The sequence below is a fragment of the Actinomycetota bacterium genome, from assembly GCA_041658565.1.
Classification (GTDB): domain Bacteria; phylum Actinomycetota; class AC-67; order AC-67; family AC-67; genus JBAZZY01.
Genome location: JBAZZY010000028.1, coordinates 17,866 through 38,355, shown reverse-complemented (window position 1 = coordinate 38,355; position 20,490 = coordinate 17,866). Strand labels below are relative to the sequence as shown.

The window sequence follows — 20,490 nt, the reverse complement described above, 5'->3', positions numbered from 1 at the left end:
GAATGTCTCCTACGTCGTCGCCGACAACGAGCGCGCCGGTGAGGGCCCTGTCTTCGATCAGCCGGCGGACGACCTCCCCCTTGTCGACCGCAACTCGAGGCCCGGCTTCGAGTACGAGGCGGCCGCGTGTCAGCGCAGAGAGCCCCTCGTCTTCAGCGGCCGCGCGCACGATCGGTTCAATCCGCTCCATTGCGGCCGGCGGATCCGCCGAGCGGCGGGCGTGCACCGAGAGGGAGAAGCCTTTGTGTTCGACCCAAACACCCTTCTCGCCGGCCAATTCCTGCTCGAGGCGGGCGACGGCGCGATCCACCGACGCTCGCGCTGATTGCGCCTCCGGCAGGACTTCCAGCCTGCGTCCGATCCGCTCCTCTACCCCGTACAGGCCTACGAGTCGCACGCTCCGCGCGTGCAGGCGATCCACCAGGAACGACACCGGCCTTCCCGATACCACCGCCACCAGTCCGAAACGTCGGGCCAGTTTCTCGAGCACGCGCGGTACTCCCCGGACGGGTCGGGCGCTCCGCGGATCGTCCACAATCGGCGCCAGCGATCCGTCGAAATCGCAGAACACACCAACTCGCGAGGGATTCTCCGCCAACGGCGCGAGCACTCCGGCGAGCGCCCGACGGCGCTCATCCGCCATCTGCAACCCGCTCGAACACCCGCTCGTACTTATCGGCCATGACTTGCGGTGAGAAATTCTTCTCGACGTGTGCGCGGCACGCCTTCGCAGAGATCTCGTCGATACGCCCGATCGCCGCCGTTAGGGTCTCGAGGTCGTTGACGAAGAAGCCGGTCTCTCCATCGCGAACGACCTCGGGGACCGCCCCTCGCGGTGTCGCGATCACCGGCGTGCCGCAGACCATCGCTTCGATCATGACGTTGCCGAACGGCTCGTCCCACTGGATCGGAAACAGCAGCGCGCGCGCGCCGGCAAACAACTCGTGCTTTCGCTCCTCAGTCACCTCGCCCTCGAAGCGAACCCTGGTGCCGTCGACGTACGGCGACACCGTCTTGTCGAAGTACTCGGTGTCCTCGCCGGGATCGACCTTGCCGGCGAGCACGATCGGGACGTCGGCCGCCAAAGCCGCCTGGATCGCCAGGTGCTGCCCCTTGTCCTTGGTGATTCTTCCGAGCGAGAGCACGTAGTCTTCCTTGCGCTCGCGGAACGGGTAGGCATCCAGATCCACCGCGTTGTGCACGATCGCGCTGATCGAGATCTCGGTGAACGTCCGCGTCTGGTACTCACTGATGCTTACGAACGTCGCGTTGTCGCGGCATGCCCGGAAGAACTCACGCTCGCTATCGAGAGCGCAGCCATGCAGCGTATGCACCAGCGGCGTCGGCAGCAGCGGCGCGAACTCCAGCGCGATCCATGCCGTGTGGTCGTGCACGACGTCGTAGCGTCGGCCGGCGCGCGCCTCGCCAGCTATGTGCGCAAACGCCGGCCCGAGGTGCTGTGAATACGGAAGAGCTTGGTGCATCAGCGCCGTCGGTCCTTCGTCGAAGACGTAGCGAAGTTCGGCCGACGTCACCGAGTCGCCGGTGGCGAACAGCGTCACGTCGTGTCCGCGAGAAACCAACTCCTCGGTCAGCAGGGACACAACCCATTCGATGCCGCCGTACCCACGAGGCGGAACCGAAATCCACGGTGGAGAAATCATCGCAATGCGCATCGGTCGCTAACACTATCAGCCGCGCCGATCGATACACTGGCCTGCGTGCGCCGGCTCGTCGCTATGTCCGCCCTCGCGGCGACCCTTGCCGGGTGCGCCACGCCTCCGCTTCGGCTCTCCCCTGTTTTCGCCGTCGGCGACGTACGCACTTACCGCCTGACGGCGCGCGCGCATACGGTCGTCGATCTCCCCGGAACTCGGCAAAGTGAGACCACCGAATTGACCGCCACGTCTACCATCGAAGTCACCGCGGTCAACGGCGACGAAGCAACTGTGCGCCTGACGCTGACGCCCCTGCGCCTGGCGCGCGCCGGGACACCGGTAGCTCCTCCGCCCGAGCAGCGGGCAGAGGTCGTCGTCGGTCCCGACGGATCCTTGATCCGCGTGGTCACGGTCGGCGGGCTCCCTCCTTCTATTTCGGGAGCCGATGTCGGCGACCTCACCCAGTTGCTCAGTTCACCGCTACCGGCTCACCGCGTGCGTCTCGGAGATCGCTGGAACTCGGTCACGCATCCGGCCGAGGGCGCGACCGAAGAGCCCGCCCACCAGCAGGGGAGGATCTCCGGTCTTCGCTCCGTCGGTGGCCGAGACTGCGTCCTGATCGATCTCGGAACGCGAAGGCCCCTGGTGCGCCGGCGCTCCATCGGCGGACAACCCGTTCAACTCGCTGGAACTGAGTTCGCCCAGAGCCGGATCGCGTTCTCCCTTCGCGACGGCTTCGCGGTCGAGATGACTACCGAGGCCGAGGCGAGATTCTCGGTCTCCACGGCGGCGGCCGCAGGAGGTTCGGTGACGATCGACACGCGATCGAGCCTCTTGCTGATTTCCGCGAAATCAGGCGGTCAAAGCGCCGGGTAGTCGGACCCGACTACCACGATCACCATCGCTCCAGTCACAGCAGGCGTGCCGGAAGAAACGGGCACGACGCGACCGGGAGACAGGTAGCTCATCGCCGCGCGCCGCAGAGCTTCGGCGTCTGCCTTTGCTCCACCGCGGTAGTAGATGGTCGTCGCATCTACGGCCTTGGTGTTCCCCGGCGGACGAACGGCGTACCCCTGGGCAAGCAGCTCATTCGAGAGGCGTTTCGCCAGCCCATTGCGCTGCGTGCCGTTAAGCACCGCGACGGTTACCGCGGACTTCGGCCGCAGGGATGCGCCGGGCGTCGGCTCGGCGGACCTGGTCGGCGTCGGTTCCGGCGTGACCGAGTCGCTGGGAGACGCAGACACGACCGTGGATGGAGATATGCGCGGCTCGGGGGCCTCCTTGGTCCGAAACCCCACGGCCGCGATCGCGATCCCAACGATGATTCCCAAGACCGCGAGCGCCGCCGCCACCGCGCGCACCACGGACAGGATGAACGACAGGGGCGAGGCGGGAGAGTGTTTACCGGGCACGTATCACTCAGACTGGCCGAGCCGGCGCGCGGCCCGCAGCTTCTGCCGCGCGGCCCGCTGGCGGCGCAAGCGACGCACCAGCATAGGATCCTCGGCCAGAGCTTCCGGCCGGTCGATGAGTTCGTTCAAGATCTGGTAATAGCGTGTGGCGGACATCTGCAGGCGCTCGGCGACCGCCCGCTCCTTGGACCCGGATTCCTTCCACCACGCACGCTCGAACGCCAAGATCTCGCGCTCTCGGTCCGACAGCGCGACGGGCAAGACGATCGATCCGGCGTTCATCGCCGGCTATTCTGCCACAGCTACGGGTCCCGGCCACGAACCCCGGACGCGAATCCAGTGCAGACGACTAGGGAAAGAGCCCGCGAGCGACGTGAGCCTCGGCCACCCGGCCGATTCCCAGCGCCAGCGCCGCGAGACGCAGGCGTATGCCTTTGTCTTCCGCCAGCGCGGCCACCTCGTCAAACGCCGCGTCCATGACGCGCCGCAGCCGAGCGTTCACCTGGTCCTCGCTCCAGAAGTACGCCTGGATGTCCTGCACCCACTCGAAGTAGCTCACCGTAACCCCGCCGGAGTTGGCCAGGATGTCGGGCACCACGGAGATTCCTCGGTCCGCGAGGATGTGGTCGGCAATCGGCTCGGTTGGGCCGTTGGCTGCCTCGACGATCAACCCGGCGCGCACGCGGTCCGCATTGGCCTCCGTGATCTGGTCCTCCATCGCTGCCGGCACGAGCAAATCGCACTCGAGTTCGAGGAGTTCTTCGTTGGTGATCGCGTCGGCGCCCGGAAAACCCGTCACCGTTCCCGCATCGCTCAAGTGGCGCATGATCGCCGACGGGTTCAGCCCGAGCGGGTTGTAGATCCCGCCCCTGTAGTCGCTAACGGCGACCACCTGGAATCCGGCGTCGTGAAACACCTGCGCGGCGAACCCTCCGACCTTGCCGAACCCTTGGATGACAACGGTCGCGGCCTCTACCGGGATCTGCTGCCGCCGCATCGCCGACAACGCCGAGTACACGACGCCTCGACTCGTTGCGCCGCCGCGACCCTGCGATCCTCCGATCGAGACCGGCTTTCCCGTCACGACCCCGGGAACCGAGTACCCCTGATTCATGGAATACGTATCCATGATCCATGCCATTACGCGCTCATCGGTGTTCATGTCGGGAGCCGGAACGTCCATCGCGGGACCGATAAACGGCAGGATCTCGCTCGCATACCTCCGCGTCATACGTTCGAGTTCTCCGTCGGAAAGCTTCCAGGGCGCGACTTGCACTCCTCCCTTGGCGCCGCCGTAAGGAATTCCCACCAGCGCGCATTTCCAAGTCATCCACATCGCGAGCGCCTTGACCTCGTCGAGGTTGACGTCGGGGTGGTAGCGGATCCCACCCTTCGCCGGGCCGCGCGCCAGGGAATGATGCACCCGGAACCCCGTGAACACCTCCACGTGTGCGTCGTCCATGCGAACAGGGATGGAAACCGTCAGGACACGCTTTGGCTCGCGAAAGACCCTCAGGAGGTTCTCGTCGAGCCCCATCCACGCGCCCGCTTCCTCCAACTGCGAGAGCGCGGAAACCAACGCATTACTCATGGTGGTCCAAAGGGTACCGCCGGTGCCCCGCGCCACTCCGGCGCCGGGCAAGTTCGCCGGCCGGCAGCCGGGGCATGGGCAACCTCTTTGCTGCGAACCCCGGAAACCAACGGGAACTTCGCCGCCGCCGACTGCCGCTAGTAATACTCGATTCGGAATTCGCCCCGCGTGAGACGCCTCTCCCCGTTCTTGTCGTGGACGGAGACCTCTTCGCACCCTGAAGAAAGCTTGTCGCCCTCCCACGAATCGCAGAACTCGGCCCGGACCCAACACGGGGACGACTTCGTCTTGAAGAACGGCTCGAAGACGATCCCCGTCGAGAGTTCGATGCAATTGAAGTCGAAGAGCCACGGGGGTCGTGCCGGGAACATGCCCGCTGCAAGTTCGACGAGCTTCGTGACGTTGGCTGCATCTTCGATATCAGACACCGGCCATCCTTCCCGCGGGAAGTGTAGTGCTCTGCCTCCCCGACCCGGCAAGATCCGTGAATCTCCCTCAGCCTCCCGCAGAATCACCAGCCGAGACCCAAGGTCCCGCGCACGGCGTTGTGCGATAAATTGACGCCGGAGATCGAACCAGAGGAGGACGCGTCTCCGTTATCTTCATCCCCCGCTGGGGTAGCTCAGCTTGGCAGAGCAGCTGTCTTGTAAACAGCAGGTCAGGGGTTCGAATCCCCTCCCCAGCTCCAACCTCCTAAGTTCCACCAATTACGACACCAATCTCTCCGCAATCCTCACCCGATCCTTCCCCCGGCGGGTACCCCGCCCCAGCCTCGGGAGGTCCTTCGGCCCTGCCTCCGGCGTACGCCCTAAGCCCTTCTGCTGCCCACGGGTAGGGCGCGCTGCCCAAGCGGGATTCAGGTGAGCGCGCGCCAGAAAGGATTCCTGCACCGATAGTCGCCCAAGAAAGCGAGCACTAGATTGACATTGCTAGGACCCTCATTCGTCGGTCCTACCACGAGAGACATTGAGATTGAACGAAAGAAGGATGTCATGGTCGATCACAGAGTTACTCCTCCTCCCGGATTGGTCCGTGGGCCCGCACTGTGGGCACTGTCCCTCACTAGCCTCGTACTGGCAACCGGAGCGATCATTGTGTTGGCGTGGGAGCCACGCGGCTTCCTGATTGCCGCCGGACTCGGTCTCTCCGCAGTCGTCGCCAGAGGCGCGTTCTCCCGCGTGAAGTCCGTAGCGCAGGTGGGAGCGCAGGCCAGTTCCTCGGTTGCGAACCTCGGTCTCGTGATCGCCGGTCTTGTCATCACGCCGCTGCTCGCGTTCGCAGTGCTCTGGGTGGGCCTGCTCGCGCTTATCGCCGTACAGTGGCTCCTGCACGTGCTCGGAATCAGCTAACCGGCGAGCACCAGGAGGCGCTATGCCAACGCGACGTTGGCCGGCTTTGTTTGGGTTGGCATCTGCCGCCGCGATCACGCTCGGAATGCTCGGGGGCCTCTCCCCGGCTGCAGCCGGGAGCGATCCGACGACCACGCCCGAGCCCACGCCGGCCCGAATGAGGCAGTCGGGATGCCCGACCTGTCATGGCAACCCCGCGATTGCGGACCCCACTGCTTCCCGACCGAAGCCTCGCCCGGACCTGTACATCCCGGCCGATGCGGTGCTCAAATCGGTGCACGGTGATCTGCCCTGCACAACCTGTCATCCAAGCCTTACGTCGGTGATCCACCAGAACCCGGCTCAGGATCTTGCCAAAGCGCGGATGTCGTGCGCTAAATGCCACAGCGAACAAGCAGATCTTTACTCCCGCAGCCCCCATGGATCCAACACAGCGATCCCGACAACGTGGCTGCTCCCCGAAGCAGGTGAGCACAAGGCGCCGCACGGGAAACAAGGCGACGAGACTCCGAAGTACCGACCCTCCTGCGTAACCTGCCACGGCGCGCACGATGTCCGGCCGCCCGGAAGTCGGGCATTCGCGGTGTCTGTCGCCACCCGGTGCGCTCAGTGTCACGTGCAGCGTGGCGAGAGTTTCTTCGAGCGCAACTACCACGGCAAGGGGGTCGTGCTCGGACGTAAGGACATCGCAGGATGCCCCGACTGCCACGGGTCGCACCTCATCCTGTCGGCCGACGACCCCGCCTCCATGGTCGCCCCCGAGAACCGACTGGAAACGTGCCGGACCTGCCATCCCAAGGCCCGAGGGAACTTCGGGGACATCCAGATCCACCTTGCCGGCAGTCCGCTTCCCGACGACCCTAAGCTCGCAACAGTGATGGCCGCAATGACTCTGCTCGTCGTGATGACATTCGCAATGTTCGGGGCACACACAATCCTGGACATGCGTCACGCGTGGCGAGAGCACCAGAAAGCGGCCGCTCTCGAGGACGAAACCCATGAATAGCGCGACGACGACCGCCGGAGCCGCTGCCTCAGGAGTGCGTGTATGGCGATTCAGCGGATGGGCTCGGCTCACGCACCTCACACTCGCACTTAGCGTCTTCGGTCTGGCCTTGACCGGAATGCCACTGAAGTACCACGAGGCATTCTGGGCCTGGCCGCTGATGCGGATGTGGGGCGGAGCGGCAAACGCGGGCGTACTGCATCGCATCTTCGCAATCGGGCTCGCCTCGTCCGGAATCATGCACCTTGGAGGCGCGGCCGTCGGAAGCATCCGGCGACGGCTCCCACCGCTGCTCGGACCCGATTCCCTCGTTCCGCGACTCGACGACCTCAAGCAGATCGTCGGCTACGTGAAGTACCTGCGCGGCAAGGGGCCACGCCCGGAATTCGGGAAGTTCACGTACTGGGAGAAGTTCGACTACCTAGCCGTCTTCTGGGGATTGGTGATCATCGGGCTCTCCGGGGTTGTCATGTGGATCCCCGAGGTCACCTCGCGCTACTTCCCCGGATGGATCATCAATGCCGCGCTCATTGTGCACTCAGACGAGGCCTTGCTCGCCACCGGATTCCTGTTCTCGATCCACTTCTTCAACACGCACTTGCGGCCGGAGGCCTTTCCCTTTGAAGAGGTGATCGTTATCGGGCGGCAATCGCTCGAGAAGGTGGCACACGAGCGACCGGGCTGGCACTCCCGGATCGTGTCAAATTCAGAACGCGCCGCGCACGTGACTTCCGGACCCGACGATCCGGCACCGACGCCGATCCGCCTCGGCGGAATTGCCTTCCTCATCCTCGGAACGGTAACGCTTCTGTTGGTTATGTCGGCGGCTATCGCCGAGGCCGTCCGCTATCTGATCGCGCTGCTGACGTGACTCGGTTCACCTCGCGGTCGACCCTAGGTGCGGCGTCGCACGGAGGTAAGGTCTGGTGACTCGCAAGATCTTCGAAGTCGAACGTCAGATGGCGACGCTGATCGCCATGGTGATCCTCGTGGACGCCGTCGTGTTGGTGCTGGGTCCGCTCCAGCCGTCGCGCGGGGCCGACTCCCCCCCGGCCGTGACGGCCGTGAGAGCGCCGCAGCAGACGTTCGCCTCGTGTCTGCCCTGTCACGAAGACATCGACCGAGGCCTCGCGAAACGCACGTCCGGCGACGTGATGTTCCTGCACAAACGGCATTTCGCGCGCGCCTCGGCGGACTGCGCCGTGTGTCATCCATCCAACGCTCACGAGCCGGACGGGACGAATCGGCCTACCATGGGGCGATGCCTCACGTGTCACGGCACCTCCGCCGCCACAGCCGCCCCGCGGGCCTGTGGCACGTGCCACCCACCCGCGTTTCTGGCAAAGGTGCTGAATGAGTCCATCGTTTCGTCAAGGTCGGTGTCCTTCCCGGGCCGCGCATGACGACTCACCACCGACGCAAGCAGGACCGGGATCGTGAAGCGCCTGCGCCTTGAGGCGCGCGTCGGGCTGTGGTTACTCGGCCTGATCGGAGCCGGAGCCGTTGTCACCCTAGTAGCGATGACCCACTTCCAACGACAAAGCCTAGAGCGTCAATTCGGCGAAGCGGGGGAAGTGCTGGCACAGACGGTCAAGAACAGCCTTCAGGTCAGCATGCTCGCCGACTCCCCCGACGACGTTCAAACAACAGTTCGCAACATCCAGCGGGGAACACTCATTGAATCAGTATCCGTCTTCCGACGAGATGGATCGAGTTGGGTGTCGTCGAGCTCCGCGACGACGCTAAGCATCGCGTCGCGAAGAGCCATGCTGGGCGCCATGTCGAAAGCGGTCCCGACGCGGACATCCACAGGGCAGATGCTCACCGTGTTCTCGCCCGTCCTCAAGCGAACTGAATGCGCGGCGTGTCACCCGGGCCCCGAGTCCGTCCTCGGTGCCGTCGCTGTGACGCTTGACGAGATGCCGCTGCAGATCGAGCTCAGGCGCAGTACCCAATACTCGCTCTACCTGACTGCGATCCCGCTTGCCATCGGCCTGCTCGGGTCCCTATGGGCCATGCGGCGCAAACTGCTCCGCCCCCTGGCGATGGTCGGCATGGCCGCCGAACGCATCGCGGTCGGTGACCTCGCCGTGCGACTCCCAAAGTTCGATGTCGAGGAACTCAACTCGGTGGCGATGACGTTCAACGAAATGGCCTCACGCCTGCAGCGGCAGTCCGACGACCTCGAAAGGACCGTCGAGCGGCTGCGCGCCGAACTCGAGGGGCTGGAGGAGATTCAGGCGCTGTTGACGTCCAAGGCCGGCCTCAAGAAGCTGCTGACTCGCGCCAGCGCCCACCTTGGTTCCGCGCTTAACGCGTCCGGGGTCGGGATCTGGCGCACCCGGAGCCGCACCCCGGCGGCCACCTGGGGCGACTACGTTCCCCCGGCGGATGCAGTTCTCGTCGCGTCCGATATGGACGTACAGTCCTCGGCAGGACCCCTGACGAACGTGCCCGTGGACCTGGAGATTTCGTGGGTGGTGGTTCCCGCGCTACGCGGTGGCCGAAAAATGGCGCTGGTGGGAATCACCTGGCAGCCGGCACGTCCCTTGGACGGCTCCGAACGCGACCTAATCGGCTCCCTCGCCGGCGTCGTCGCCCTCGCCGTCGAGAACGCCGAACTCCTGGACCGGCTTAACGAGAAGGAAGAGAGCCTCGAGGCGCTGCTGAAGAAGACCTTGACCACGCAGGAGGAAGAGCGTCGAAGGGTTGCGCGCGAACTGCACGATGAAACAAGCCAGGTCCTGTCGGCAATCATGATGAACATCGACTTGCTCGAACGAGCAGTGCGCTCACGTAAGCCCTACCGTCCACGCCTGGAAGCAGTGAAGGCGCTCGCGGTGGAAGCATCTCGAAACGTCGACAAAGTCATGCTCGACCTCCGGCCGGCGCTGCTGGACGAACTCGGCCTCGTTGCCTCGCTGCGGTGGTACGCCTCACAAGTGCAAGAACTGTGGGACGTGCCGGTCGAGCTGGAGGCGTCGAAAGTGCAGCGGATGCCGGAGCACTTCGAGGCCGCTGCATTCCGTATCGTTCAAGAAGCGGTTTCCAACGCTGTTCGCCACGGGCACCCCAGCGCGATTCACGTCGTGGTCTCGTCCGAGAAGAAGGCCGTGCGCATCGAGATCCGCGATGATGGCGCCGGCTTCGACGTCGGCAAAGCCCTGGCGCGCGCGCGCACCGGCAACTCCGCCGGGCTGCTGGGCATGACCGAGCGCGCAGAACTGCTTGGTGGGCACTTCAAGGTCACCTCGCGACCGGGGAAAGGAACCCGGATCGTGGTCGAGATACCGCTTGCGGGAGGATGAACGAGATGGACGCACGGATACGCATATTGGTCGTAGACGACCACGCAATCGTGCGGGAAGGAATCCGCATGGTGCTCGAAACCGATTCGGCCCTGAAGGTGGTCGCCGATGTCTCCTCCGGAGAAGAAGCGATCAAGCAGGTGCGCGAAATCAAGCCCGACGTGATCGTCATGGACGTCGCCATGCCGGGGCTAAGCGGCTTCGAAACCACGCAGCGCATCCGAGATGCCTACCCGGAGGTCAAGATCCTCGCGCTGACGGTACACGACAGCGAAGCGCACATCTTCCAGATGCTTCGCGCCGGCGCGGTCGGGTACGTGCTGAAGCGCGCGCCGGCAAACGAGGTCATCGAAGCGGTGAAAGCCGCATACCGCGGTGAGGCAATATTGCACCCCAGCGTCGCCAAACTTCTGATCCGCGATTACTTGACGCGCGTCGACAAGGGCCAAGAGACGACGTCGTTCGACAACCTGTCCAAGCGGGAACGCGAGATCGTCAAGCTGATCGCTGAAGGCAGGACGAACAAGGAAATCGCAGACCTTCTGTTCCTGTCCATCAAGACCGTGCAAGCGCACCGGGCGAACCTCATGCGAAAGCTCGGCATGCACGATCGGACCGAACTCGTGAAGTACGCGATCCGACGAGGAATCATCGACCTCGAAGAGGCCTAGGCCGCCGGACGAACTCAGTAGCTCTCGACGCGGCGATTCTCGACGTGCATCTCGACCTTGCGCTTGATGCGCTGCAGCGCGTTGTCGATCGACTTGACTCGCCGCTTCATCGACTCGGCGATGTCCTGGTAACTCTTTCCTTCGAGGTATAGATGCAGAACGTGCGCCTCGAGGTCCGACAAGATCTCGCGGAATGCCGTCTGCATGCTGTCGATCTCCTCGCGGGAGATCACCAACTCGACCGGGTCTGAGTTCGTCCCCAGCGTCAGCACGTCGACAAGAACGCGATCTTGCTCGCTGCCGTCGTCCTGCGGCATCGGACGGGTAAGCGAAACGTACGAGTTAAGTGGAATGTGCTTCTGCCGCGTCGCGGTCTTGATCGCAGTGATGATCTGACGCGTGATGCACAACTCCGCGAACGCGCGGAAGGACGAGAGTTTGTCCGGACGAAAGTCACGGATCGCCTTGTAGAGACCGATCATTCCCTCTTGAACGATGTCTTCCTTGTCGGCACCGATCAAGAAGTACGAACGCGCCTTGACGCGGGCGAAGTTCTTATAGCGATTGAGCAGATGCTCGAGCGCGGTGTCGTCACCTGCGCGCGCGCGAAGAACCAGTTCATCGTCCGTCGCATCGAGGAGACCGTCATTGATCCTCAACGCCTCGAGTTCTTGTGCCATGCACTTACTCCCCCGCCGCTAAGGAGAGACCCGAAAAATCACTGATTTGTGAAGCGCCCCGTCGGGCAGGATATAGTCCGCTCGGACTAAAGGTCAATGATTAATACTTAGGCAAATACGTCCACCCGGACTGGTCCGACATCATCGAATCCGCACAAATCAGTAGTTCCTTACGGAACGCCTCCGCGCCGCCTCCCACATGCAGATCGCTCCGGCGACAGACGCGTTCAGCGAGGACACGCGACCGGCCGTTGGAATGCGCACAACGACGTCGGCGCGCTTGCGAATCAACGCCGACACACCGGCCCCTTCGGATCCGACGACGACGACGACGGGCTCGCCGAGCAACTCGCAAGCTTGGACCTCATCGTTACCCTCGGCAGCCAACGCAACAATCCACATTCCTTCGCGACGGCAATCCGCAAGCGTTCTTTCGAGGTTCGCCACCCCATCCACGACGAGGTGTTCGAGCGCTCCCGCCGCGCTTTTCGCGACGACCGGACCGAGAGGCGCAGTGCCTCGATTCGGGAGAATCACAGCGTCCACACCGAAAACTTCGGCAGTTCTGAGAAGTGCGCCCAGATTGTGTGGGTCCTCCATTCCGTCCAAGGCCAGCAATAGCGGGACCGCGCCGCGCTCGCGCGCGGCCTCTACGCCTTCCTTCCACGAACGAGTCCGGTACGGCGCCGCCTCCGCCAAGACACCCTGATGCGCCCCTGTACTCGCGCGCGCATCGAGCGCGGCGCGCGGGACGCGGTCAATACGAACTCCCGCGTCACGTGCGAGCTGCAGAATCTCTCCAAGCACTCCGCGAGGCTGCGCGCCCTCAGCGACGATCAGTCGCCGGATCGAGGTGCCCGCGCGCAAAGCCTCGCGCACCGGGTGGCGGCCTTCGATGTAGCGCGGCGGAGCGGGCACCGACGTCGGACGAGCACGGCTCGTCGGCGTCCGGGTGTCCCGCCGAGGAGGGCGCGCGCCGCCGGGTCTGCCGCTCAGGCCCGCCACGGGTTTTCCAAGTGCCAACGTGCACCGCGCGCGCGATCTTCCACAACGACGCCGGCGGCGGCCAGGACGTTGCGAATCTCGTCGGCGCGCGCGAAGTCCTTCGCGCCGCGCGCCTCGGCCCGCAGCTTCAGCAAGACCTCCACCAAGGGCGCAACTGCGGAAGTCGCGCGCGATTCCGGCCAGTCTGCGACCGGATCGAGTCCGAGGATTCCGGCACAGGCTCGGAATGTCGCAAGAAAGCCTGCGAGAACATCGGAATCCGCCCCCGACTCGACCGACTCGATCATCGGGTTCGCCTCCGAGATCAACTCGTGAAGCAAAGCGAACGCACCCGGAGTGTGGAAGTCGTCTTGCATCGCATCGAGGAACCGCGCGCGCCACTCCTCGTCAACCCGTGCGTCGGCCGCGCCGACGCCGACGGCATCCGAGGCATTGCGCACGAATGTCGCAAAGCGCTGCCAAACGGCACCCGCCTCGTCCAGAATCTCCGGCGACATGTCCAGGGGACTACGGTAGTGCGCGCCGGCAAGCAGCGTCCGCACCGCCGGCGCCGAGTGCTCGGCGAGCACGTCGGACAGCAATGTGAAGTTCTTCAGCGACTTCGACATCTTCTCGTGGTTGATCGTGACGAATCCGTTGTGCAGCCAGTAGCGAGCGAGCGGACGGTGCGTGACGGCCTCGGACTGGGCGGCTTCGTTCTCGTGATGCGGGAACACGAGATCCTGTCCGCCACCGTGAATGTCGAATGTCTCACCGAGATACTTCATGCTCATAACCGAGCACTCGATGTGCCAGCCGGGACGCCCGGCTCCCCACGGAGCAGGCCACGAGACCTGACCATCCTTCGCGCCCTTCCACAGCGCGAAGTCCATCGGGTGGCGCTTGCGGGGGTCCGGCTCGACTCGCTCCCCGGCGCGCATCTCGTCGAGCGAGCGTCCCGACAGCGATCCGTACGTGGCGAACTTCTCGACCGCGAAGTACACATCGCCGCCGGCGACGGCATACGCCATGTCGACTTCGATGAGTCGAGCGATCAAATCGATCATCTCTGTGATGTGACCAGTAGCCTTCGGCGTCAGCGTCGGCGGACGCACCCCGATCGCGCGCGTCTGCTCCTCGTAGGAGCGCGTGTACCGCTCGGCGATCTCCCACGGCCCGGTGTTCTCCTCCGCGGCGCGCGCCAGGATCTTGTCGTCGACGTCGGTGATGTTCTGCACGTAGGTAACGCGATGACCAACGGCTTCCAACGTGCGGCGAATGATGTCGAACGCCACGGCCGCGCGCGCGTGTCCCAGATGAGGATGGTCGTAGACGGTCGGCCCGCACACGTACATCCCGGCGCGACCGGGCTCGAGGGGCTCAAACAGCTCCTTGCGCCGGGTGCGCGTGTTGTAAACGACGAGTGCCATTCTGAGCGCCGAGTCTACTAGCGGGGTACCAGCACCGCGACCGCCAGCGCGGCCGCGCCCTCGCCGCGGCCGATCACCCCAAGCCCGTCGGTCGTCGTGGCCTTCACAGAGACACGATCGGTTCCAATGCCGAGGGCCTCTGCGATTCGCTCACGCATGGCATCGCGATGCGGGGCAAGCGCCGGTGCTTCCAAGATCACCGTCGCGTCGACCGAGTTAACTCGCAAGTCCGCGCGCGCGACCATACCCGCCACACGTCGCAGGAACTCTGTACTCGGCGCACCGGCCCAGCGCGGGTCCCCGCTCGGGAAGTGCTCACCGATGTCGCCGAGAGCTGCCGCTCCCAGAATCGCGTCGGCAATCGCGTGGGATAGGACGTCGGCGTCGGAGTGGCCGGCAAGACCTCTCTCAGACGGGATCTCGACCCCGCCGAGCACGAGCGGCCGTCCTGGGACGAACCCGTGTGCGTCGAATCCGATCCCGCTTCTCACCGACCGGCCTCCACCGCGCCGAGCAGCGCCTCCGCCATGACCAAATCGGCCGTCGTCGTCACCTTGATGTTCCGCTCGTCCCCCGCAACCAAGACCACCAAACCCCCCTCTCGTTCCACCAGTGCCGCATCGTCTGTCGCCTCGACTCCGGCGTCCCCCGCCTTCCGGTGCGCCGCACGCAGGACCTCGGCCCGAAACGCTTGAGGCGTCTGCGCCCGCCACAACCCCTCACGCGGCACCGTAGCCGTCACGCGGCCGTCCTCTGCCTTCTTTAGCGTGTCGGCCACCGGAATTGCGCACACGGCCGCATCGGCGGTCTCAAGGGCAGTCAGGGCACGATCGAACAGCTCAGGATCGGCGAGCGGGCGCGCGGCATCGTGAACGACAATGGCGCGCGCGTTCTCCGGAACCAGCGTCAGCCCCGCGCGAACCGACTCCCCACGCGTCGCGCCCCCGGGAGTCGCCAGAACCGTCATCCCCGGGGCGTGTTCGACGAGCGACGCCCCATCGCATCCAGCGGGTATGACGACGACGACGCCGTCCACCTTCGCGTCGGCCAGCGCACGTAGCGCGTACGCCAGCATCGGCCGACCGCGCAACGGGCGAAACGCCTTGGGAAGGTCGCCCCCCAGCCGGGAACCTGCACCGGCTGCGACCAAGATGGCCCAGACGCTCAAGCGCCGGCCTCGACGGACGCCACCCCAGGCTCCTCTGCGATCCGCGCAAACAGCATTTGGCCACCACTGGTTTGGACCGTGCGCTCGATGATCACGTCGATTGTGTGCCCCACGAACCCGTCGGCGTGGTCCACCACCACCATCGTCCCGTCTTCGAGGTACCCGACGCCTTGCCCGGATTCACGTCCGGGGCGCGTGATCTCGACCGCGACCGACTCGCCGGGAAGCACCGGTGGGTGCAAGGCGGCCGCGATACGGCGCAGCAGCAACACCTCGATTCCCTGGACCTCGGCGACGCTCGCCAGCGCAGCGTCGTCGGTCACGATCGCGGCTCCGCGGTCGCGCGCCAACGCGACGACCTTAGCGTCGACGGCCTCGTACTCGGGATACTCCCGATCGACCTCCCGAACGTCGAGCAGCCCCTCCCGCCGGATCGCAGCCAGCGATTCCAACCCTCGGCGCGCGCGCCTGCGACGAACGGGGTCGGAGGAATCGGCAATGCCTTGTGCCTCCTCCAGGACGAACTGGGGAACCAGCAGCGTTCCCCGGAGCACCCCGGCGCGCACGAAGTCGATAAGGCGCGCATCCAGAACACCGCTCGTGTCGAGCACTCGAAGGTCCGACGCGCGCGTCCGGTAGGTCAGCCCGACCAGTTGCAAAAGGTCCTCGCGCTTGAGCACGCCGAGGCGGAATCCCAAGAAGCCGAGCACGACGAGAAGGAGTCCGAGGACCGGCAGCCCGACCGCTCGGGAAGGAAGAAGCAGAAGGGGCCAGCCGCCAAGCGACCCAAGCAGGACCCCCGCGATGGCCCCGAGCGAACCTGAGACGAGGTCGGCGCCTTCGATGTCGACCATGCGGCGCTCCACCTGGCCCGCAAGGCGGCCGATCGCACGTCCCAGAATGCCTCCCGAGACGTACCCGGTCCCGCCTCCCAAGACCGAGCACACCAGCACCGTCGCCGAATCCGGCTCCGACGCGAGAGCTCGCCCCACCTGATACCCGACCGCAACGAACAGCGCGACGATGGCCAGCCGCACGAGTTCGACCAGCACAACCCCCCGCGGAGAGTCGCGGTCGGGCTTGGATCGGACGGGATCGGAAGCGCGCGCCATGCCTCTAGTGTGGCACGTCCGGAAAATGAAAGCGCGGCCGGGGTCTCCGGTCGCGCGCGGCACTCATCGGCCGGATTAGTTCTGGCTTCCGGCCTCGACGCCGAGCAACTCGTCGAGCATCAACTCGGCCTTCTCTTCCTTGACGCCTGCCGCAAAAGTCAGCTCGGAAATCAGAATCTGACGGGCGCGCGACAGCATCCGCTTCTCGCCTGCCGACAGACCCTTGTCCTGGTCGCGGTTGGACAGGTTCCGCACGACCTCCGCCACCTGATAGATGTCGCCGGAGCGGAGCTTCTCGACGTGGCCCTTGAAGCGACGACTCCAGTTGGACGGCGTCGGCGCTTGCTTCTTCGACTGCAGCACCTTGAAGACCTGGTCCAGTTCGCTCTTGGGGATGACCCCGCGCAAACCGACTTGTTCCGCTCCGTCCGTTGGGACCATAAGTGTCAAGTCACCGTAAGACAGCCGGAGCACCCAGTACTCGCGGCGCGCGCCTTCGACGTCTCGTTCTTGGACGCTCTCGATTACCGCCGCACCGTGGTGGGGGTAAACAACCTTGTCTCCGACGCGGAACGTTCGTTTGGCCATGAGGGATTACAAAAACTAGCAAAGATTGGGCAGATTTTCAACTGGTGGGCCGATATGCGTTCGGCCGCGACCTACAGGTACCGGTCCAGAATGCTGCTTTCCGCCAGCCGGACAAGCCCTTCTTTGACCGACGCCGCGCGCGTCGCGCCGACGCCTTCGACACCTAGCAGGTCGTCCATCGATGCTGCCATGACCTTCGACAGGCGTCCGAACTCGGAGACGATTCTGTCTACGACGGCGGAGGGCAACCGTGGGATCCGGGACAAGATCCGGTAGCCGCGCGGAGAGGAAGACGCGTCCAGAGCTTCAGGCGTCGCAAGGTGCCCGAGCACCCGAGCGAGCGCCGTCGGATCGAGCAGATCTTCCGGCGACAGGGAGGACAGTTCGACTAGGGCGGCGTCCACCGCACGTTGCCGTCGCGAGGCAAGATGATCCCGGACGAGCATTCGGCGCTCCGCGTCCACTCCACCCATCATCTCGTCGAGCTGAAGGCGCATAAGCCGTCCCTCGGTTCCAAGCTCGACGACGAGTCCTTCGACCTCCGCGGCGATCCTTTGGACCATTTCGATGCGCTGCAAAACGGTGATCACGTCTCGCAGAGTTGCTAGATCCTCCACTTCGAGCGCGAGCAGGTTCGCCGAAACCTCATCCAGTCGCTGCTTGTATCGCTCCAGGGTCTGCAGCGCCTGATTGGCGCGCGCAAGGACCGCGCCGACGTCCTCCAGAACCCACTTTGTCGAATCCACGTAGACGGTCACGATCTTCATCGACTGGCTGCAAGCAATCACCGGGAAGCCGGTCTGGCGCGCGACGCGCTCGGCCGTACGGTGGCGAGTGCCGCTCTCCTGGGTTGGGATCGAGGGATCCGGCACCAAGTGGACATTGGCCTGTCGGATCTTGGATGCGTCGGCGGAGACGATGATCGCTCCGTCCATCTTCGCCAGTTCACCGACGCGTTGAGGAGTGAAGTCCTCCTCAATGCGAAACCCACTCGAAGAAACCGCATCGACGACCGAACCCTCGCCCAGCACTATCAAGGCGCCGGTCTCCGCACGAAGGATGCGCTCGAGGCCTTCACGCAAAGCGGTACCAGGCGCGACCTTCAGCAGTGTCGCGCGCAGAGCGTCGATCGACCGGTCTTGAGCCATCAGCGCGTGAATTGTACGACGTGAGACCGCCCCGCGGGGCGCGTTACTTTCGTCCTGTTGTTCCGTACATCAACTAGAACGCGAAAAGGAACCGGTCGTTTTTTCTCACGGAGGGTGAAAACGGGCGCAGACCGATCAGGTTTTCTGCCGATCGCGTCTGCAAAAGGGAGGAATCCGGCGATGGCCAGCGAAATGAATCGACGACGGAATATGAAAAGCTCACAGAAACACTCCGAGTACATCGGCGCACTCATCCCGGATGAGTGCCGCATGATGCTGGTCTCCATGGACCCCGAACGTCCGTGGGAGGCCTTCCGTCAGATGCGTCGCCTTCTCCGGAAGGAGAAGAAAGCGGCGGAAGCGCTCGTGGGGCTGTTCGAGTCACCCGTGCCGATCGACCTGCAAGCCGACGTTATTCCGTTGGCGTCCCGCCGACGCGCAGGCTGAAACCGGCCTAAGGCCCGGCTACGGTTTCGGCCGCGAGTTGGCCACACGCCGCCGCGATGTCGCCCCCCCGGGAATCGCGAACCGTGGCGTTCACCCCGGCCGCGCGCAGCTCGCGAGTAAAGGCCTCGACGCGCGGCGATGCCGGAACGCCGAACCCCGGTGTCGGGTTCAGCGGAATCACGTTGACATGGATGTCGCTTCCCTTGATCAACTCGGCCAACCGGGCAGCCTGCCACGGCCGATCATTGACCTCGTCGATCAGTGCATACTCAATCGATACTCTGCGGCCGTGCCCCTCACGAAAACGGCGAGCTGCCGCAATGCACTCGGCGACCGGCCAGCGACGATTTATGGGGACCAGCCGCGACCGGGTTTCGTCGTCGGGAGCGTGCAGCGACAACGCAAGCGTCACAGGCAGGGGCTCGGACGCGAGACGATCGATCTGCGGAACGAGGCCCACCGTCGACACGGTGATGCGGCGCGCGGACACGCCGACGTCGTCGTTGATCGCGCGCACCGCGGTGACGACGTTGTCGTAGTTCGCCAGCGGCTCGCCCATCCCCATCAGCACTACGTTGCTCGGGCGCTCGCCGAAAACCCAGCCGGCCCACAGCACCTGAGCCACGATCTCCCACGCGGACAGGTTGCGCACCAGCCCCATCTGCCCCGTCGCGCAGAAGGTGCACCCCAATCCACATCCGGATTGCGACGACACGCAGACCGTCCGACGATCCGGGTATCGCATGGCGACGGTCTCATAGGTGCCGTCGAACAGCGCCTTGCGCGTTTCACCGCCGTCGGACTCCAGCACCGACGTCGGACGGGGACGGACCTCGCCGCAGACGCGAGCAAGCTCCTGCCGCAGTCCAAGGGGCAGGTCGGTCATCTCCGAAAACGTGTCGGCGAACCGCTGAAACACCCACGTACGTACTTGCCGTTCGCGAAACGCCGGACCGGGAATCTCAAAGGGGAAGATCGCCACGAGGCCTAGCGTAGTCGGTTGCGCGCACGCCCGGAGACTCAGGACGGCAGACGAACCAGGCCCCGTGAAGAGCCACGGCGCGCGGCAGGGGTCAAGGTTACCAACCCATCGCGCTCGAGCCCCTCCAGCAATTCGACCAGCCACATCAAATCACGGTCGCCGGAGCCGTCCGAGTGCACGGCGGCCGCGAGCCGCGCAAGCGACAAGCCGCGCTCGGCCGCCGCGCGCAACGCATCGACGACGGCACCGCGTTTCCGGCGACGGGACCCATCAAGCGGCTCCACGGCCGCGCGCGATGCGCGCGGCCGCCGGTGCAGTCCGCGAGCGTAATACCGGCACGATTCGTGCAACGGGCACTTCCCGCACCGCGGTCTCGCAGGACGACACACCAGCGCTCCCAGGTCCATCAATGCCTGATTCCACCGGTATGCCTCGCCATCGAGAAGCCACGTCTTGGCCGTCCGATTCATCACCCCGACGGCGACAGACTCGGATTCGGCGCCGAGGGCGGCGCGCGCCAGAACGCGACGAGTGTTGATGTCTACCACGGGGATTTGTGCGTCAAAGGCGAAACAGGCGACTGCAGCCGCCGTGTACTCGGCCACCCCGGGGAGCCTGCGAAGAGACCTCACGTCGGACGGGAACTCCCCCGCGTGAGCGATGTCGTGCGAGGCCCGCTGAAGATCAACCGCGCGGCGGTTGTATCCGAGCCCACGCCACGCCCGAATCACATCCATGGCCGGGGCGTGCGCAAGGTACTCGGCGGTGGGGAAGTGATCCAGGAACTCCGGGTATACATCTGCGACGCGACCGGCCTGCGTTTGCTGCAGCATCACCTCGGCCACGAGCGTGCGGTACGGGTCACGATGATCTCGCCAGGGAAAGGTTCGAGCGTGGGCGTCGAACCAGCGAAGAAGTCTCCGCTGTGCGGCCTCCATCGCCGCGGCTCTCGGCAT

Annotated in this window: 24 protein-coding genes and 1 tRNA gene; 9 read left to right on the top strand and 16 right to left on the bottom strand. The window is 64.9% G+C overall.

Translation table 11 applies throughout. The annotated features are described in order from the left end of the window. Positions 1–643, bottom strand: a 643-nt coding sequence (otsB, locus tag WDA27_12340; protein ID MFA5891720.1) for a trehalose-phosphatase, incomplete at its 3' end; no start/stop codon positions are given. Then, complete coding sequence (locus tag WDA27_12335) at positions 633–1,664, bottom strand: glycosyltransferase family 4 protein (protein ID MFA5891719.1); 1,032 nt, start codon at positions 1,662–1,664, stop codon at positions 633–635. The genes otsB and WDA27_12335, both read right to left, overlap by 11 nt. A 57-nt stretch (positions 1,665–1,721) precedes the next feature. Between WDA27_12335 and WDA27_12330 the strand changes: the two genes are divergently transcribed. Beyond that, complete coding sequence (locus tag WDA27_12330; GenBank protein MFA5891718.1) at positions 1,722–2,534, top strand: hypothetical protein; 813 nt, start codon at positions 1,722–1,724, stop codon at positions 2,532–2,534. On the opposite strand, the gene WDA27_12325 is transcribed toward WDA27_12330, so the two are convergent. The 4 genes from WDA27_12325 to WDA27_12310 all read right to left on the bottom strand — a co-directional run bounded on the left by WDA27_12325 (position 2,519) and on the right by WDA27_12310 (position 5,089). Then, positions 2,519–3,070, bottom strand: coding sequence for a LytR C-terminal domain-containing protein (locus WDA27_12325; protein ID MFA5891717.1), 552 nt, complete (start codon positions 3,068–3,070; stop codon positions 2,519–2,521). The genes WDA27_12330 and WDA27_12325 overlap by 16 nt on opposite strands. Positions 3,071–3,073: 3 nt before the next feature. Then, entirely contained in the window at positions 3,074–3,352 is a 279-nt protein-coding gene (locus WDA27_12320; protein MFA5891716.1) for a DUF3263 domain-containing protein, read from the bottom strand. A gap of 67 nt (positions 3,353–3,419) precedes the next feature. Next, positions 3,420–4,661 carry a Glu/Leu/Phe/Val dehydrogenase gene (locus WDA27_12315; GenBank protein ID MFA5891715.1) on the bottom strand — a complete coding sequence of 414 codons (1,242 nt, stop codon included), beginning with the start codon at positions 4,659–4,661 and terminating at the stop codon, positions 3,420–3,422. A gap of 137 nt (positions 4,662–4,798) precedes the next feature. Then, positions 4,799–5,089 (bottom strand): hypothetical protein, encoded by a 291-nt coding sequence (locus tag WDA27_12310; protein MFA5891714.1) that lies wholly within the window; start codon positions 5,087–5,089, stop codon positions 4,799–4,801. Between the two features lie 183 nt (positions 5,090–5,272). Here WDA27_12310 and WDA27_12305 point away from each other — a divergent pair. From WDA27_12305 to WDA27_12275, 7 genes are all read left to right on the top strand, one after another. Further along, a tRNA-Thr gene (locus WDA27_12305) sits at positions 5,273–5,349 on the top strand. Positions 5,350–5,653: 304 nt separating this feature from the next. Further along, entirely contained in the window at positions 5,654–6,010 is a 357-nt protein-coding gene (locus tag WDA27_12300) for a hypothetical protein (GenBank protein ID MFA5891713.1), read from the top strand. Between the two features lie 22 nt (positions 6,011–6,032). Next, entirely contained in the window at positions 6,033–7,016 is a 984-nt protein-coding gene (locus tag WDA27_12295) for a multiheme c-type cytochrome (protein MFA5891712.1), read from the top strand. Next, positions 7,009–7,887, top strand: coding sequence for a cytochrome b/b6 domain-containing protein (locus WDA27_12290; GenBank protein ID MFA5891711.1), 879 nt, complete (start codon positions 7,009–7,011; stop codon positions 7,885–7,887). The genes WDA27_12295 and WDA27_12290 overlap by 8 nt, the downstream gene beginning before the upstream one ends. A 55-nt stretch (positions 7,888–7,942) precedes the next feature. Continuing rightward, on the top strand, positions 7,943–8,419 hold the full coding sequence (locus WDA27_12285) for a cytochrome c3 family protein (protein ID MFA5891710.1): 477 nt from the start codon (positions 7,943–7,945) through the stop codon (positions 8,417–8,419). Between the two features lie 33 nt (positions 8,420–8,452). Next, a complete protein-coding gene (locus WDA27_12280; protein ID MFA5891709.1) occupies positions 8,453–10,324 on the top strand; it encodes an ATP-binding protein in 1,872 nt (623 codons plus the stop codon). A 5-nt stretch (positions 10,325–10,329) separates the two neighbouring features. Then, on the top strand, positions 10,330–10,995 hold the full coding sequence (locus WDA27_12275; protein ID MFA5891708.1) for a response regulator transcription factor: 666 nt from the start codon (positions 10,330–10,332) through the stop codon (positions 10,993–10,995). 14 nt (positions 10,996–11,009) lie between these two features. On the opposite strand, the gene sigH is transcribed toward WDA27_12275, so the two are convergent. The 8 genes from sigH to disA all read right to left on the bottom strand — a co-directional run bounded on the left by sigH (position 11,010) and on the right by disA (position 18,105). Next, entirely contained in the window at positions 11,010–11,675 is a 666-nt protein-coding gene (sigH, locus tag WDA27_12270) for an RNA polymerase sporulation sigma factor SigH (GenBank protein MFA5891707.1), read from the bottom strand. A gap of 159 nt (positions 11,676–11,834) precedes the next feature. Next, complete coding sequence (gene rlmB / locus WDA27_12265; protein MFA5891706.1) at positions 11,835–12,680, bottom strand: 23S rRNA (guanosine(2251)-2'-O)-methyltransferase RlmB; 846 nt, start codon at positions 12,678–12,680, stop codon at positions 11,835–11,837. Beyond that, on the bottom strand, positions 12,668–14,089 hold the full coding sequence (gene cysS, locus WDA27_12260; GenBank protein ID MFA5891705.1) for a cysteine--tRNA ligase: 1,422 nt from the start codon (positions 14,087–14,089) through the stop codon (positions 12,668–12,670). Before cysS ends, rlmB begins: the two co-directional genes overlap by 13 nt. Positions 14,090–14,106: 17 nt before the next feature. Beyond that, positions 14,107–14,580, bottom strand: a complete 474-nt coding sequence (gene ispF, locus WDA27_12255) for a 2-C-methyl-D-erythritol 2,4-cyclodiphosphate synthase (GenBank protein ID MFA5891704.1) — start codon at positions 14,578–14,580, stop codon at positions 14,107–14,109. After that, positions 14,577–15,257 carry a 2-C-methyl-D-erythritol 4-phosphate cytidylyltransferase gene (ispD, locus tag WDA27_12250; protein MFA5891703.1) on the bottom strand — a complete coding sequence of 227 codons (681 nt, stop codon included), beginning with the start codon at positions 15,255–15,257 and terminating at the stop codon, positions 14,577–14,579. The genes ispF and ispD overlap by 4 nt, the downstream gene beginning before the upstream one ends. Next, positions 15,254–16,369, bottom strand: coding sequence for a TRAM domain-containing protein (locus tag WDA27_12245; GenBank protein MFA5891702.1), 1,116 nt, complete (start codon positions 16,367–16,369; stop codon positions 15,254–15,256). The genes ispD and WDA27_12245 overlap by 4 nt, the downstream gene beginning before the upstream one ends. A gap of 75 nt (positions 16,370–16,444) precedes the next feature. Then, positions 16,445–16,957, bottom strand: coding sequence for a CarD family transcriptional regulator (locus WDA27_12240; GenBank protein ID MFA5891701.1), 513 nt, complete (start codon positions 16,955–16,957; stop codon positions 16,445–16,447). A gap of 71 nt (positions 16,958–17,028) precedes the next feature. Next, entirely contained in the window at positions 17,029–18,105 is a 1,077-nt protein-coding gene (disA, locus tag WDA27_12235) for a DNA integrity scanning diadenylate cyclase DisA (GenBank protein MFA5891700.1), read from the bottom strand. A 180-nt stretch (positions 18,106–18,285) separates the two neighbouring features. Here disA and WDA27_12230 point away from each other — a divergent pair, with 180 nt between their 5' ends. Further along, entirely contained in the window at positions 18,286–18,552 is a 267-nt protein-coding gene (locus WDA27_12230) for a hypothetical protein (GenBank protein ID MFA5891699.1), read from the top strand. Between the two features lie 7 nt (positions 18,553–18,559). Here the strand turns inward: WDA27_12230 and rlmN are convergent, their stop codons facing one another. Both rlmN and WDA27_12220 read right to left on the bottom strand, forming a co-directional pair. Beyond that, positions 18,560–19,534 carry a 23S rRNA (adenine(2503)-C(2))-methyltransferase RlmN gene (rlmN, locus tag WDA27_12225; GenBank protein MFA5891698.1) on the bottom strand — a complete coding sequence of 325 codons (975 nt, stop codon included), beginning with the start codon at positions 19,532–19,534 and terminating at the stop codon, positions 18,560–18,562. A gap of 38 nt (positions 19,535–19,572) precedes the next feature. Further along, entirely contained in the window at positions 19,573–20,490 is a 918-nt protein-coding gene (locus WDA27_12220) for an A/G-specific adenine glycosylase (GenBank protein MFA5891697.1), read from the bottom strand.

Coding starts and splice junctions, on each gene's coding strand:
- WDA27_12335 (MFA5891719.1), bottom strand. CDS start 1,664: ATGATTTCTCCACCGTGGATTTCGGTTCCGCCTCGTGGGTACGGCGGC.
- WDA27_12245 (MFA5891702.1), bottom strand. CDS start 16,369: ATGGCGCGCGCTTCCGATCCCGTCCGATCCAAGCCCGACCGCGACTCT.
- WDA27_12275 (MFA5891708.1), top strand. CDS start 10,330: ATGGACGCACGGATACGCATATTGGTCGTAGACGACCACGCAATCGTG.
- WDA27_12220 (MFA5891697.1), bottom strand. CDS start 20,490: ATGCCGAGAGCCGCGGCGATGGAGGCCGCACAGCGGAGACTTCTTCGC.
- cysS (MFA5891705.1), bottom strand. CDS start 14,089: ATGGCACTCGTCGTTTACAACACGCGCACCCGGCGCAAGGAGCTGTTT.
- WDA27_12295 (MFA5891712.1), top strand. CDS start 6,033: ATGCCAACGCGACGTTGGCCGGCTTTGTTTGGGTTGGCATCTGCCGCC.
- WDA27_12240 (MFA5891701.1), bottom strand. CDS start 16,957: ATGGCCAAACGAACGTTCCGCGTCGGAGACAAGGTTGTTTACCCCCAC.
- WDA27_12230 (MFA5891699.1), top strand. CDS start 18,286: ATGGCCAGCGAAATGAATCGACGACGGAATATGAAAAGCTCACAGAAA.
- WDA27_12315 (MFA5891715.1), bottom strand. CDS start 4,661: ATGAGTAATGCGTTGGTTTCCGCGCTCTCGCAGTTGGAGGAAGCGGGC.
- WDA27_12290 (MFA5891711.1), top strand. CDS start 7,009: ATGAATAGCGCGACGACGACCGCCGGAGCCGCTGCCTCAGGAGTGCGT.
- sigH (MFA5891707.1), bottom strand. CDS start 11,675: ATGGCACAAGAACTCGAGGCGTTGAGGATCAATGACGGTCTCCTCGAT.
- WDA27_12300 (MFA5891713.1), top strand. CDS start 5,654: ATGGTCGATCACAGAGTTACTCCTCCTCCCGGATTGGTCCGTGGGCCC.
- WDA27_12320 (MFA5891716.1), bottom strand. CDS start 3,352: ATGAACGCCGGATCGATCGTCTTGCCCGTCGCGCTGTCGGACCGAGAG.
- disA (MFA5891700.1), bottom strand. CDS start 18,105: ATGGCTCAAGACCGGTCGATCGACGCTCTGCGCGCGACACTGCTGAAG.